This window comes from Bradyrhizobium sp. BR 1432 (assembly GCF_051547705.1).
Classification (GTDB): domain Bacteria; phylum Pseudomonadota; class Alphaproteobacteria; order Rhizobiales; family Xanthobacteraceae; genus Bradyrhizobium; species Bradyrhizobium zhanjiangense.
On record NZ_JBPUGF010000003.1, the window covers coordinates 4,681,189 to 4,694,236 of the forward strand.

General features: G+C 63.9%; 13 protein-coding genes and 2 pseudogenes. 5 read left to right on the forward strand and 10 right to left on the reverse strand.

The features are described 5' to 3' along the window. Positions 1-97 precede the first annotated feature (97 nt). A pseudogene (locus tag ACSKB8_RS22440) lies at positions 98-3,246 on the reverse strand (efflux RND transporter permease subunit). After that, positions 3,239-4,258 carry an efflux RND transporter periplasmic adaptor subunit gene (locus ACSKB8_RS22445; protein ID WP_438110633.1) on the reverse strand — a complete coding sequence of 340 codons (1,020 nt, stop codon included), beginning with the start codon at positions 4,256-4,258 and terminating at the stop codon, positions 3,239-3,241. The pseudogene ACSKB8_RS22440 and the gene ACSKB8_RS22445 overlap by 8 nt, the downstream one beginning before the upstream one ends. Between ACSKB8_RS22445 and ACSKB8_RS22450 the strand changes: the two genes are divergently transcribed. Both ACSKB8_RS22450 and ACSKB8_RS22455 read left to right on the forward strand, forming a co-directional pair. After that, on the forward strand, positions 4,230-4,376 hold the full coding sequence (locus ACSKB8_RS22450; protein WP_438110905.1) for a hypothetical protein: 147 nt from the start codon (positions 4,230-4,232) through the stop codon (positions 4,374-4,376). The two genes, ACSKB8_RS22445 and ACSKB8_RS22450, sit on opposite strands and share 29 nt — an antisense overlap. Before the next feature lie 151 nt (positions 4,377-4,527). Next, a complete protein-coding gene (locus tag ACSKB8_RS22455) occupies positions 4,528-4,737 on the forward strand; it encodes a hypothetical protein (RefSeq protein WP_091896419.1) in 210 nt (69 codons plus the stop codon). A 9-nt stretch (positions 4,738-4,746) separates the two neighbouring features. Here the strand turns inward: ACSKB8_RS22455 and ACSKB8_RS22460 are convergent, their stop codons facing one another. The 5 genes from ACSKB8_RS22460 to ACSKB8_RS22480 are packed head-to-tail and all read right to left on the reverse strand — an operon-like array spanning position 4,747 to position 8,421. Further along, positions 4,747-5,088, reverse strand: a complete 342-nt coding sequence (locus ACSKB8_RS22460; protein ID WP_438106437.1) for a hypothetical protein — start codon at positions 5,086-5,088, stop codon at positions 4,747-4,749. Positions 5,089-5,114: 26 nt separating this feature from the next. Beyond that, the gene (locus tag ACSKB8_RS22465; RefSeq protein ID WP_176946033.1) at positions 5,115-5,918 is read right to left on the reverse strand and encodes a pentapeptide repeat-containing protein; all 804 of its coding nucleotides are present in this window, start codon (positions 5,916-5,918) and stop codon (positions 5,115-5,117) included. 47 nt (positions 5,919-5,965) lie between these two features. Then, positions 5,966-6,694 (reverse strand): ABC transporter ATP-binding protein, encoded by a 729-nt coding sequence (locus ACSKB8_RS22470; protein ID WP_438106439.1) that lies wholly within the window; start codon positions 6,692-6,694, stop codon positions 5,966-5,968. Beyond that, positions 6,684-7,421: an ABC transporter permease gene (locus tag ACSKB8_RS22475; protein ID WP_438106441.1), complete on the reverse strand. Its 738-nt coding sequence runs from the start codon at positions 7,419-7,421 to the stop codon at positions 6,684-6,686. Before ACSKB8_RS22475 ends, ACSKB8_RS22470 begins: the two co-directional genes overlap by 11 nt. Position 7,422: 1 nt before the next feature. Continuing rightward, on the reverse strand, positions 7,423-8,421 hold the full coding sequence (locus ACSKB8_RS22480; protein WP_438106443.1) for an ABC transporter substrate-binding protein: 999 nt from the start codon (positions 8,419-8,421) through the stop codon (positions 7,423-7,425). An 87-nt stretch (positions 8,422-8,508) separates the two neighbouring features. Here ACSKB8_RS22480 and ACSKB8_RS22485 point away from each other — a divergent pair, with 87 nt between their 5' ends. Next, positions 8,509-8,868 (forward strand): hypothetical protein, encoded by a 360-nt coding sequence (locus tag ACSKB8_RS22485; protein WP_438106445.1) that lies wholly within the window; start codon positions 8,509-8,511, stop codon positions 8,866-8,868. Positions 8,869-9,046: 178 nt separating this feature from the next. Here the strand turns inward: ACSKB8_RS22485 and ACSKB8_RS22490 are convergent, their stop codons facing one another. After that, complete coding sequence (locus tag ACSKB8_RS22490; RefSeq protein ID WP_438106447.1) at positions 9,047-9,865, reverse strand: quinoprotein dehydrogenase-associated SoxYZ-like carrier; 819 nt, start codon at positions 9,863-9,865, stop codon at positions 9,047-9,049. Positions 9,866-9,907: 42 nt separating this feature from the next. Then, positions 9,908-10,817: pseudogene (locus ACSKB8_RS22495) on the reverse strand (quinoprotein relay system zinc metallohydrolase 2). Positions 10,818-10,963: 146 nt separating this feature from the next. On the opposite strand from ACSKB8_RS22495, the gene ACSKB8_RS22500 reads away from it, so the two are divergent. Together ACSKB8_RS22500 and ACSKB8_RS22505 are read left to right on the forward strand one after the other, a co-directional pair. After that, positions 10,964-11,848 (forward strand): substrate-binding domain-containing protein, encoded by an 885-nt coding sequence (locus ACSKB8_RS22500; RefSeq protein WP_438106449.1) that lies wholly within the window; start codon positions 10,964-10,966, stop codon positions 11,846-11,848. 51 nt (positions 11,849-11,899) lie between these two features. Continuing rightward, a complete protein-coding gene (locus ACSKB8_RS22505) occupies positions 11,900-12,403 on the forward strand; it encodes a PQQ-dependent catabolism-associated CXXCW motif protein (RefSeq protein WP_438106450.1) in 504 nt (167 codons plus the stop codon). Positions 12,404-12,627: 224 nt separating this feature from the next. Here ACSKB8_RS22505 and ACSKB8_RS22510 read toward each other — a convergent pair whose 3' ends face one another. Continuing rightward, positions 12,628-12,933, reverse strand: coding sequence for a copper-binding protein (locus ACSKB8_RS22510; RefSeq protein WP_370991141.1), 306 nt, complete (start codon positions 12,931-12,933; stop codon positions 12,628-12,630). Between the last annotated feature and the right edge of the window lie 115 nt (positions 12,934-13,048).

Sequence of the window (13,048 nt, forward strand, 5' to 3'; positions counted from 1 at the left end):
TCAAGGCCGCCGCGGTGGACGTCGGGCCACAGTGACGGTCGGGGACGCTGCTTGGTCAGTGTTGTTTCCGCTTTCGCAGCGAACGTGATCTAGACCGTCACGCGCCTTGCGTGCGCTCGGAGCGCGTCTTGAAACGTGCATATCGAAGCGCAAGGGTGGGCAGAACCAGCAGACTAAGTGCCATCGAGGTCATGAGCCCCCCGAGGATGACGATCGCCATCGGGCCCTCTATTTCACGCCCCGGTTCTCCTGCGCCGAGTGCGAGTGGCAGCAATCCCAGACCAGTCACAAGAGACGTCATCAGGATCGGGACGAGACGGTCGGCAGCGCCCTCGTTCGCGGTATCGGGTCCCCACACGCGACCGTCGACGAGGACGAGGTGCTCGTAATGCGAGATCATAAGGATGGAATTGCGCAGCGTGATTCCGAACAACGTGACGAAGCCGACCATCGATCCGAGCGAAAGCAGACCACCGGTTACCGCTAGTGCGAACACGCCACCGACAAACGCAAACGGCAGGTTGATCATCACCAGCAACAGATTTCGCAAATGGCCGGTCACCATCGCGAGCAGCGCGAAAATACCCGTCGCAGCCAGCAAGGAGTTGACGATGAGATCGCGGCGCGACCGGGCTTGTGCCTCGGCCGCTCCTGCAAATTCGACATGCGCACCGGGCGGCAGTGCGACCTCGCGGGCCAGCTTGCGCTTGGCGGCGGCCACGAAAGATTCGAGATCGCGCCCGCTTACGTTCGCCGTTACGGTCTGAACCCGCTGTGCATTCTGATGCTGGATCTGATAGCGGCCCGAGGTTTCGTAGACGTCGGCGATTTGCTTCAGCAGAATGTAAGCCCCGCTCGGCGTGCGCACCGGCAGGTCACCGATCTGAGTGAGCCGGGCGCGGGCATGCTGGTCGAGGATAACGACAACGTCGAAGACGGCATTGCCTTCGTATCCCTGGCCGACGATGTCGCCCTGATAGCCGGTGCGGATCAGCTCGAGCACTTCGACGGCATCGAGGCCCCAACGCTGCAGATCGGTCGGGCGGAGCGTCACATTAAGCTGCGGCATCCCTGGCGGGGATCGTTGCTGCACATCGATCGCACCCGCGACTTCGTCGAGCTCTCGGGCGACGTCGCGCGCAGCGCTCTCAAGTGAATCGAGATCGGGCCCGTAGATGTTGATGACCACCGCCGCGGTGAAGCCGGAGACGGTCTCCTCCACGCGCTCCGTCAAGTAGGTCTTGCTCGAGAAAGAAACTCCGGGGAAGTCGGCCAAAGCGGCCCTGATGTGCGCTTCTGTCGCCGATTGCTCTTGACCCGAGAGCCCCGGCTGCAGGTCGACTTCGAACTCGCTGGAATGCGGACCCACCGTGTCGATGCCGGCCTCAGCTCGGCCTGCATGCTGCGCCACCCTGCGTACGCCTGGGATACGTCGGAGCGTGTCCGTCATCAGTTTCCCGATGCGAAGCGATTCGTCGAGCGAGGTGCCGGGGATCGCAGAGACGTGCAGAATCAGATGGCCTTCCCGCAGATCCGGAAGGAAGGTCCCGCCGAAGAAAGGCAGCATCGCGGCACCGGCGATCGTCAGAACCGCGGCCGCCGTCATCACGAGTTTCGGGAAACGGCCGATATGACGTAGCAAGGCTTGATAATGGCGACGGGACCACCGCACCGTAGGCGGTTCTTGCAGGCGTTGTCCGCCGGTCGTCCCGACGAGTAGCAGCATAGAGAGCGCGGGGGTCACCGTAAGGGCGACCGCGAGCGAGGCTAGCACCGCGAGGATGTAGGCGATAGCCAAGGGGCCGAACAGACGGCCGGCAATGCCGGAGAGCGCCAGGATCGGAAAGAAGACCAGCAGCACCGCAAAGGTCGCATAGGCTACAGCGGTGCGTACCTCAAGGAAGGCTTCGAGCACGACGCGAGTTTCGGATCTGGGCGCGGTTGCCCGGCGATTTTCGCGCAATCGGCGTACGACGTTTTCAACGCCGATCACGGCGTCATCGACGACCTCGCCGATGGCGATCGCAAGGCCGCCCAGCGTCATCGTGTTGAGGGTTTCGCCCATCCATTGGAGGGCGAGCACGGCCGCTATCAACGATAGGGGGATAGCGGTGCAACTGATGATCGAGGTGCGCCAGTCGAACAAAAATAGGAACAGAACGACGATCACGAGCACCCCGCCTATCAACAGGGCGTACAGCACGTTCTCCGTCGCCGTGTCGATGAAGTTGGCAGGGCGAAATATGTCCGCATGGAGCTGAACCCCATCGGCTTCGAGTTCCCGGTCGCAGTCCTTGCAGCGCGGCTTCTGCTCGCGTGGTGACCTCTCGCGTGTTCGCTCCGTATTGCTGGCTGACCATGAGCATGATGCCGGGGACACCGTCGATGAGGGCGGCCCCGATTGGCGGCTCGGGAGCGGTCACGACCGTGGCAACGTCGCCGAGAACCACGCTCGCGCCGCCTTCGTGCAGGAGAACGGTGCGGGCAAGCTGGTCGGGCGTCAAAGATTGCCCATGGGTTTGCAGCGTGATGCGCTGATTGGTCGTATCGATAAAGCCGGCGCCCCGTATGCCGGTCGCCTTGCGCGCTGCGGCCAAGACGTCATTCAGGCCGACCCGGAATCGGATCAAGTCGTCCGGACGGACTTGCACCTGCAGAGATCTGACGTCTTTGCCGTAAGTGGATACTTGCGCCACGCCCGGTACGGCCAGGAGCCGTCTCGCCACGGTCCAGTCCGCGATGGTGCGCAAATCCATCAGCGAGCGTTGGTCGGAGGTCAGGCCGATGACCAGCACCGTACCGGCTAGCGGGGTCAATGGTGTCATCGACGGCGGCTGCACGCCTTGCGGCAGCCGCGCGGCCACGGCCGCGAGACGTTCCGTCACCAATTGGCGCGCCCGGGTAGATGTCGCTGCCCGGCTGGAAGATGACCGTCACCACGGAGAGGCCCTGGATCGACGACGATCGCAAACTTTCGACGCCGGCCAAGCCGTTGATCGACGTTTCGATCGGTTGGGTGACCAGAATTTCGACCTGCTCCGGACTGAGCCCGGGAGCTTCCGTCTGGATCGTGATCTGTGGCGGCGCGAATTCAGGGAAGACCCCGTATTTGGCTTCGCCGAGGGCGAACAGGCCATAGCCCAGCAGCGCACACGCAAGAGCGAGCACGATGCCGCGGAAGCGGATGGCGAACGCGACAAGAGCGGCTTGCGGCCCAGGCCTGTTGGAGCCGATGCCGTCAGTCATTGTCACCGCCGCCCCGAAGCTCGCTCCTGGCCTCCTCGGACAACAGGACCTGCGCGCCCCGGACCACGATTTCGGAACCCGATGGGATGTCTCGGACGACGTAGTCGTCATCCGAGACGGGTTGATCCGTGCTGATCGGATGACGTCGGAAGCTATCGGAGTTCACGCGCAGATAGACCCATGATCGACCCTGCCATCGGACGATCGCGGTATCTTCAACGAAGACTCCCTCGTAAGTATTGCCTGACGGCACGTAAACGATGGTGTTCATGCCGGGCAGCAGACCGCTGTCGCCAGGCGCGGAGAAGAAATAGCTCAATCCCTGGATACGGGGATCTGTGCGCGTTGCCGGGGAGATATACTGGAGATCGATGTTCGCGTTTCGCGTCGGGGCCTGCGCGAGAGCCGTTCCCGGAGTCCCAATGGCAGTCATGCCGGACGGCAGCGTCACCTGAACGAGAAACTGATCGCGTTCGATCAGCCTGACAACTCCGGGCGAGCGCTCGATGATTCCCCGGCCGATCACCGGCCCCCATTCCTGCCGCGCCGTGGCCGCGAGAGTCCTGAGCTGCGACTCCGCAGCGGCGAGTGCGGCCTTATCGGTCCGCAACGTTCCCTCTGCGGTCTCGGCCTCCTTCTTCGGGAGCGCTGCGGATTCGACGAGATTCTTCGTTCGCTCGAATGCGCTCTTGGCGACTTCGAGCTTGGCCTGCGCCGTCTGGAGTTGAGCCTGAGCATTGGCGTAGCTGTTCGTGAGCTCCGTAATGCGGGAGATATCCAGCACCGCACCATATGCGCGGAATTGCTCAGGATGCGGAGCAGTTTCGGCAACTGCGGTTTCGAGTCCGATCTGTCCCTGTTGGCTGCGCGTAAGCTTGACTACCGCCTGATCGCTGTTTGCGGTGCGGGAGGGCTCGGTACGGCCCGAATTCGCGCCGTCCGGCTGCGCCGGCTCCGCAACGGCTCGTCGGCCTTGACCAGAGATGGCCAAGGTGCCGGTGCTGAACGCCAGCAGGCACAGAGTTACCGCGACGCCGCGCCAAGAGGTTTCCGTGAAAGCCATCAGCCTGTTAGCAATTGTGGGGAACCAGCTTATTGACGAAATCAAGTGGCGACAAGGCGCCGTTTGACCTTAGCCAGCATAGGCAAAGGTCGGGGCACTTTTACGAGAGGCCGCAATTGCCAGGTTCCCGGTTCTACTCGCACGGAATTGAAACTTCCGTCTGCTGTGGACGTAGCCTTTGTGCTACTTCTTGATCGCGGAGGCGAGAGGATCCCGGCATGAACCCGATCGACCTGGTGGTGACTGTGTGTGCGGTGCTCTCGCCTGCGACCTGCGAGGAGCAGCATCTGGTGTTCAACTATTCCGGGTCGCCGCGGCAATGCGCGATGGCCGCGCCGCCCTATATCGCGCAATGGGTGGGCGAGCATCCGAAGTGGCAGGCGGTGCGGTGGCGCTGCGAATACCCGCACACGCATGACAAGGCGTGAGCGGCGGCGCTACTTGGTGCAATCCTTCAAATCCTTATCGGCGATTGAGAACACCGCGTCGGCCCTGATCTCGATGCCGCGGACGATGCACTGCCGGCCATTGGGATAGCTCACCCTGGCGTCGTAATGGCCCGGCTCGATGCCGGTGATGCGCAGCCGCTCGTCGTGGTCGACCTCCTTGTCCTTGTCGTTCAAGCATTGGTTCGGACCCCAGTCGGTCCTGCCGGCGGGAGCGAGCTGGAAGCCGGAGATCGTCTCAGTCGTCAGATTCCAGAGCCGGATGCCCTTGCCCTGCGCGGCGGCTTCGCCGGCAAGCGTCAACAACGCGATCAAAGCTAGAACCCAACGCATCAGCCAGTCCTCCCAAAGGCGGGCCGTCATTCCCTGATCAGGCGCTCGCGGTTCTTTGCCTTGTCGAAATTTTTGGCGCGGTCAAGGCCGTTCGGTGCGATCAGCTTCGCCGAGACGAGATCGGCGCCGTCGAAATCGGCGTCGATGACGATGGCGCCGGTCAGATCGGCTCCGCCGAGTTCGGCGTTTTTCAGTGATGCGCCGCTCAGGTCGGCGCCCCTGAGGGCCGCGAATTGGAGGTCGACGCGCGACAAATCGGCGTTGCGCGCGTTCAGCCGTTCCAGGTTGGCGGATCTGAGCACCGCGCGCATCAGCCCCATCGACTGGTTGCGCATATCGGCGCCAAGCTTCGCGTCCGCGATCGAGGCGCCGACCATGCTTGCGCCGGTGAGATCCGCAGCGATGCGCGCTCCCGACAGGTTCGCGCCGTCGAGACGCGCGCGGGCCATTTGCGATGCGAACAGATTGGCGCCCTTCAGGCTTGCGCCGGTAAGATCCGCATCCAGCAGCCATGCCTGATCGAGGATAGCACGGTCAAGCTTGGCGTCTCGGAGTATTGTCTTGTTGAGCCGCGCGGCGCGCAGAACCGCGTTGGACAGGTCCAGCCCCGAGAGATCGAGGCCCGACAGGCGTTTGCCGGTGAAATCGGCAGGCTGCGCGGCGCTCGCTTTGGCCAGCACGGCTTCGACCTCTGGCCTGGTCATTTCGGCCGAGACCATCGCGGGGGAGGTGAGGTCGACACCACGCATCATGTCCTGCGCGCCCGCCGTCATCGTGACGAGTGCAAGACCAAGCGTTGCAAGCGTTGAGAGGGCGACCGTCCGCGTCATCATCAACTCCGCCGCCGGCCTATCTAGCACATCCGCCAGCTGGCCGGCTATGAGATATCTCGCTCGGCGCGGTCGCCTTGAGTTCGTTGGGCGAGGCCGGCCTTGATCGCCGCAATCTCGGCTTCGCCGCGAGTGTCGCGTGGGATGTCGATAGGTACCTCTGCCACGATCCGCGTTGGCCGGGCCGACAGGAAGAACAGCCGATCGCCCAGGTGCACTGCATCGTCCAGGCTGTGTGTCACCAAAAGCGTCATCATTGGCCGGCTCGCGACGAGCGTCGCAATCTCATCCCGCAGGCGTCCAGCGAGAGCGTCGTCGAGCGATGCCAGTGGCTCGTCAAGCACCAAAATATCCGGCTCGACGGCAAAGGCGCGGGCCAGCGCGACGCGCCGGGCAAGCCCCAGCGACAATTCGCCGGGGAAATGGCTGCGATGTGCCTCCAGCTCCAGGATTTTGAACAGCTCCGACAGCCTGGCATCGGTGACATCGGGTGCAGCGAGCCGCACATTCTGCTCGACCGAACGCCACGGCAGCAGCCGCGGCTCCTGGAATACCATGCCGATCCGCGCCTGCGGCGGCCGTTCGATCCGCCCCTGAAACTCGTGATCGAGCCCCAGGATGATGCGCAGCATCGTGCTCTTGCCGCAGCCGGAGGGGCCGATCAGCACGCCGACCTCGCCGGATTCAAGCGTGAACTTGACCGGCGCCAGCACCTCGTGCGTTCCGCCGGCGGCACTTTTGAACGTCTTGCCTGTGATCTCGACCTCAAGCCGCACGGGGCCGCCACCGTGTTGCGCGGGCTTCGAACGGCTGCACCAGCAAGGTTTCGATGACGAGCACGACGGCGGCAAAGGTCAGCGAATAGGCGAGCAGCCGCGGCGTGTCGAACAGCTGGAAGGCGACGCCGATCTCGAAGCCGACGCCGTTCGGACGGCCCAACAGCTCGGCAACCAGCACGATCTTCCATACCAGCGACAATCCGGAGCGCGCGGAGGCTGCGATATAAGGCGCAAGCTGCGGCAGCACGACGTGGCGGAAAGCGCGCCAGCGCGGCATCGCGAATACACTCGCCATCTCGTCGAGCGAGCGGTCGAGCGCGCGGGCGCCCTCGCGCAAGGTGACGATGGCGGTCGGCAGCTTGTTGATGGCGATTGCCGCGATCGCGGCGGCCTCGGTGAGGCCAGCCCAGATATAGGCCAGCACGATCACGACCAAGGCGGGCAAATTGAGCAGCAGGATCAGCCAGGGATCGCCGAGCCGGTCGGCAAGCTTCACCCGTCCCATCAGATAGCCGATGGCGCTGCCGAGCGACATCGCCAGCACGAAGGCGAGGGTGACGCGCGCCAGCGTGGCGCCGAGATGCAGGAACAACGCGCCGCTCGCGGCCTCCGCGATCATCACCTGGAGCACGGCGGGCGGGGAGGGCAGCTTTGCGCCGCCGGCGAACAGCGCGGCGATCCACCAGATTGCGAGGAACAGGGCAAACGACAGAAGACGCAGCACCTCAGTCTCCGGGGACCGCGTGATAGAAGGTGCCGGGATCGAGCTCGGCCGCCGGCCCGACGAGGTCGCGGCCACCGATCTCGGCGAGCACGCGGTAGAGCACGCGCGCATCCGCCTCCTCGTCGCCGATGCTCCGCCGCGGGATACCGTCGCGATAGCGGTCGCGATAGGTCTTGAGCATGGCCGGATCGGTGGTGCCGGTAAGCGGTGCGATCTTGTCCCAGGCCGCGTCCGAGGTCACCAGCAGCTCTTTGGCCTTCCGGGTCATCGCGATGAATCGCGCCACGGCGTCACGATGGCTTGCCGCCCAGCTCTCGTCGAAGACATAGCCGACCGCGGCGACCGCGCCCTTGGCGCCGAGTTTTGGCAGGATGTCCTCGATGCCGGCGAGGCGGCGAAAGCCCTTGGCCTCGAGCTGCGCGCAGAAATTCCAGAAGTTGAGGCTCGCATCCATCTCGCCGTCGAGCGCCTTGGCGGCGATCAGGGGCGGGGCGCCATAGACGATGGTCGCCGCAGACTTCAGGTCGATGCCGTCCTGCTTCATGCGGGCCTGGAGCAGCAGCCAGCTCTTGTCGATTGCTCCGCCGGCGACGGCGAGCTTGCGTCCCCTGAGGTCTGCGAGCGTCTTGATTGGCGAAGCCGCCGGCACCATCACCGCGCCGAGCGCGCTGGAATAGGGATAGAAGGTGAGCTTGGCGCCGAGCGCGCGCTCGCGCGACACCCACAGCCAGTCCGACAGGATGATGTCGGCGCTGCCTGCGCGCATCGCGATCTTGCCGGCCTCGGTACTCGCGAGCTCGCTGACTTCCAGCGACAAATCGGCCTCCTTGTCCAGACCGTTCGCGCGGATCGCGGCCAGCTCCCAGGAGAATGTTCCGGTTTTCTGCACCGCAAGGCGGATGGTCTCCGCGGCGCGGGCGGGTGCGGCTAGGGTCAACGCCAGCGTCACCGCGAGCGCCAATGTTCGACCAAATACCTTTATCGCACCAAGTGCTCTCATCACCTTGTGAGCCGTTTCCTCTGACGGAGTGCTTTTCAGGACAATAGGCATAGCATAGCTTTGGTCGCAACCATCGGGAGGATGCGCATGAAACTGGCGGGACGGCTACGACCGATTGTCGCCGCATTGGCGGTATTGGCGGCGACCGCATGCGGGGCGCGGGCCGAGGACGCCAATGATTATCCGACGTCGGCACGCGCTGAGTACGTCTATGGCTGCATGAAGGCCAATGGCGAGACGCGGTCTACGATCGAGCAATGTTCCTGCTCGATCGACGTGGTCGCCTCGATAATGCCCTATGCGCGCTACGTCACCGCGGAGACCGCGCTCAGCATGTCCCAGGTGCGCGGTAATCTCGGCGTCCAGTTCCGCACCTCGGAGCAGGCAAATTCGGCGGTGAATGATTTGAGGCGCGCACAGGCCGAAGCCGAGGTGCGGTGTTTCTAGTGTAGCGGCACAGACGGTGTCATCCTTCTCCCCTTGTGGAGAAGGTGGCGCGAAGCGCCGGATGAGGGGTATCTCTGCTCTTGCTCAGACGTTGAAAGTTGCGCTCGCGGAGAGAGACCCCTCACCCGCCTCGCTTCGCGAGGCACCCTCTCCCACAGGGGGAGAGGGTAAGAAATCTTCACGTCCCCGGCTTCTCCACGTCCCACTCATTGCGGAACACGTGCCCATCAGTGTCCTTCGCCTCGGCGCGAAAGCGCTTGGCGCCGTTGGAGACATAGGTGAAGCGCAGATTGGGATCTTCCGAGATCGAGATGCCGCCTTCCATCGACAGCACGGGGCTGTCGTCCTGCGTCAGCTTGAGCTGGTTGATGAAGAAGGCCGGGATATAGAGCTGCGTGACCTGGTCCATCTGGAGGCCGGAATTGTTGGGATGGCCGATCATGATCTGCGCCTCGCGCACGCGGCTCGCCGGCGCCTCCTCGCGTGCGAATTGCCGGTAGCGCATCTGGCCGAGCCGGTTCCTGGCTTCCTCGATGTTCTTGCCCGCCGGCGCCGAGCAGCCGCCGGAGGCCTTCACATAGACCTTCGAGACATAGAGCTGGCCGTCGCTGAGCTCGGCCACCGCATGCACGTCGGTGTAGTTGTTGACGCGCACGCGCGTCGAGATTTCCGTGACATTGGCATCCGGCCCGAGCTCGAATTTGGCGGCCATCGGCGCCGGGTTGCGGTCGATCACCAGCGTGATCGAACGGATGCGGCGCGCATCGCCGGGCGACAGTTTGCTGCGCAGGGTCACCGGCACGATGGCTGCGTCCTCGGCGCGATAGGGCATCTCGATGCCGATGACGGTGCTGCCGTCGTTCATCGGACGGCTATTGAAGATGTCCTGCACCAGGCCCGGCCAGGGATCATAGGCCTCTTCCGCCTGCGCCGGCACGGCGAAGGCGATGCCGAGCAGTACGGCGGTCAAGGTCAGGCGGCGAGTGCATGCCATCATGGTCACGGTCCTGCGGGCGTTTCGCCCATCGTAGCGCGCCCGCTACTCCCATTCAATTTCCGAGAATGCTGCGGTCGCGTTGCGGGCGTTGTAGTCCTCGAACAATTCCCAGCGCGGACGTTCCGACGCAGCGGCCTTGTCGGCGGCGGTTCGGATCGGTTCGCCCTTCTTGTTCAGAGCGCGGACATCGGACAGCAGCGTCGACAGGTAGCGTCGCTCATCGGTCAGTGCAGCAGGCCAGTCGCTCACGGGGCCGTGACCAGGAACGACGCGCAGCGCCGGCATGGCCTCCAATCCCTTCAGCGTGTTCGAGCCAGCCGCGGATGCTGCCGTCCATGACCGGAATGTGGCGGAGAAAGACGAGGTCGCCCGCGAACAGGGTTTTGCTCGTCTCGTCGAACACGGTCAAATCAGCGTCGCTGTGCCCGGCTGGCCAGGCGCGCAGAGCCAGTCGGCGCGACCCGAGATCGAGTGTCGTCATGTCCGAAACGAGCAGGGTAGGGGCAATGATCTTCACGGGATCAATCAGCTCGCTACCCATGATGCGGCGGAAATTGTCGAGATAGAAAGGCCCACGCGCCGCGAGCGCCTGCGGAAGCTTGCTATGGCCGACGAAGGTGGTGGTTCCGGCGGCGAAGGCGGCATTGCCGAAAACATGATCGGGATGGCCGTGGGTGTTGATGACGTAGCGGATCGGCTTGGGCGTCTTCGCCCGCACGGCGGCCAGCAGCGCCTCGCCTTCGCGGTAGCTGCCGCCGGTATCGATCACAGCCACCGCGTCATCGCCCACGATGAAGCCGACATTGGCGATGTCGCCCTCGTTCGCGCGGGTCATCAGGGCGATGGTCCCGGAGTGTACGAAGATTCCCGGCGCGACTTCGCTCACAGGCAATTCGGATGCCCCGGCGCGTGCTAACGTGACGATCCCCGCCAGGGATAGGGCTGCGATCATTGAAGCGACGTAAGACACTTTTCCGCCTCAGTTCAGAGGGTTTGCTGCATTGCGCTGCAGCAAAGCAAAGCCAACACCAAGCTGGCAAAAGTTGGCGCGTCATGCGTTGCATGGATAGCATTCAAACAAAACGAGGAGGAAGCGCGATGACGGAGGCCGGACGACATCGTCGCTGGTTGTTTTCACTGTGGGTCCTGATGGCATCCTGCGCGTTCGGCGATGCTGCGATCGCGCAGACCAACGACACCGGCGACCTCTCCTTCGAATTGGTGGACCCGAAGGTGCTGCGCGTCTGCGCCGATCCGCGCAATCTGCCGTTCTCCAACGAGAAGGGCGAGGGGTTCGAGAACAAGCTCGCCGAGTTCTTGGCGGACAAGCTCCAGAAGAAGCTCGACTACGTGTTCTTCCCGCAGGCCACCGGCTTCGTGCGCATGACGCTGGGTGCGCATCGCTGCGACGTCATCATGGGCTTCCCGCAAGGCGACGACCTCGTGCAGGGCACCAATCCCTATTACCGCACGACCTATGCGCTGGTCGCCAAAGCCGGCAGCGGGCTTGAGGACGTCGATACGCTGGAAGACGCGCGCCTGAAAGGCAAGCATGTCGGCATCGTCGCTGGCACGCCGCCGGCGACCGACATGGCGATCGCCGGTCTGATGGGCGATGCAAAGCCCTATCCGCTGATGATCGACACCCGCTTCGACAATTCGGCGCAGGCCATGATCGACGATCTTGCCGCCGGCAAGATCGACGCCGGCGTGCTGTGGGGCCCGATGGCTGGCTACTATGCGAAGAAGGCCGGCTCTTCGCTCCACGTTACGCCACTGGTGAAGGAGACCACCGGGCCGAAGCTGGTCTATCGCATCGGCATGGGCGTGCGTTCCGCCGACCAGAACTGGAAGCGGCAGCTGAACAAGTTGATCCAGGAGAACCAGGGCGAGATCAACAAGATCCTGCTCGACTTCGGCGTTCCGCTACTCGACGAGAGCGATCGGCCGCTCGGCGCGGAGACGGTCAAGAAGACGCCATGAAGCGGGCATCTTGCCGTTGCGCTGCTCGCCGCTGTTCTGGCAGGGCAGGCATTGGCGCAGCAGCAGGAGCCGTTCGAGCCCGAGGGATATCGCACCGACAATTACCGCGCGCCGGTGCCAGCGACGCTTGTGGGCGCGCGTGTGTTGACGACGGCGGAAGCCGAGGCGATCTGGCGCGCGAAGAGCGGTGCGTTCGTCGACGTGATGCCGCGCCCGCCGAAACCGAAGAACCTTCCTGCCGGCACCGTGTGGCGCGATGCGCCGCGCAGGAACATTCCGGGGAGCCTGTGGCTGCCGGACACCGGCTACGGCGCGTTGCCGCCCGCCATGGACGATTATCTCCAGCGCGGCCTCGCGCTTGCATCGCACGGCGACAAGGCCGCGCTGCTCGTGATCTATTGCCTGGCCGATTGCTGGATGTCCTGGAACACCGCCAAGCGCGCGCTGGCCTACGGCTATTCCAACATCGCCTGGTACCCTGACGGCACCGACGGCTGGGAGAGCGCAAAGCTCCCGACCGAGGAAGCGCAGCCCGAGCCGCGCCCAGAGCAGTAACGATTGGCCGAGGTGCGCTGCCTCGCCGCGCTTAGGTTAGCGTGAGGGGAGCCTCCGCGATCACGCTGTCAGCAATAGACACAGCGCTCCCCCTTCGTCATTGCGAGCCAACGGGTCCGCGCGAAGCGCGGCCCGATGACAGGCTCCGCGAAGCAATCCAGAATCATTCCGCGGAGGAACTCTGGATTGCTTCGCTTCGCTCGCAATGACGATCTGGACCAGTGCTACGGCTTCTGCTTCTCCAACTTCGTCAGCGTGCCCGTGCCGTTCGTCTCGGTGGCTGCATAACTGACCCTGTCGCCGGCATGGACCGCCTCCAGCATTGCCGCGTCCTTCGCCTTGTACTCCTGGAGCGCGCCGGCGTTGCCTGAGCTGGCGCCGACCGTGCCTTTCTGCGTCTGCTGGATCGAGATCGTGCCATTGAGCCGATCGATCCGCGTGACCATTCCGGTCATGTCGTCGGCAAAGGCGCTGGATGCGAGCATGGTGATGACCGCAGCGCCCGCGAAGCTGAATTTTGTAGTTCCCATCGAGGCCTCCCGATGTCCTGATCGGATGTCTTGGATTGACTTCGACAAGACATCCTGGAGCGATTTGGTTCCGCCAGATAGCGCGGCGAAAGGTTAACGATCGCGCTGATATCAC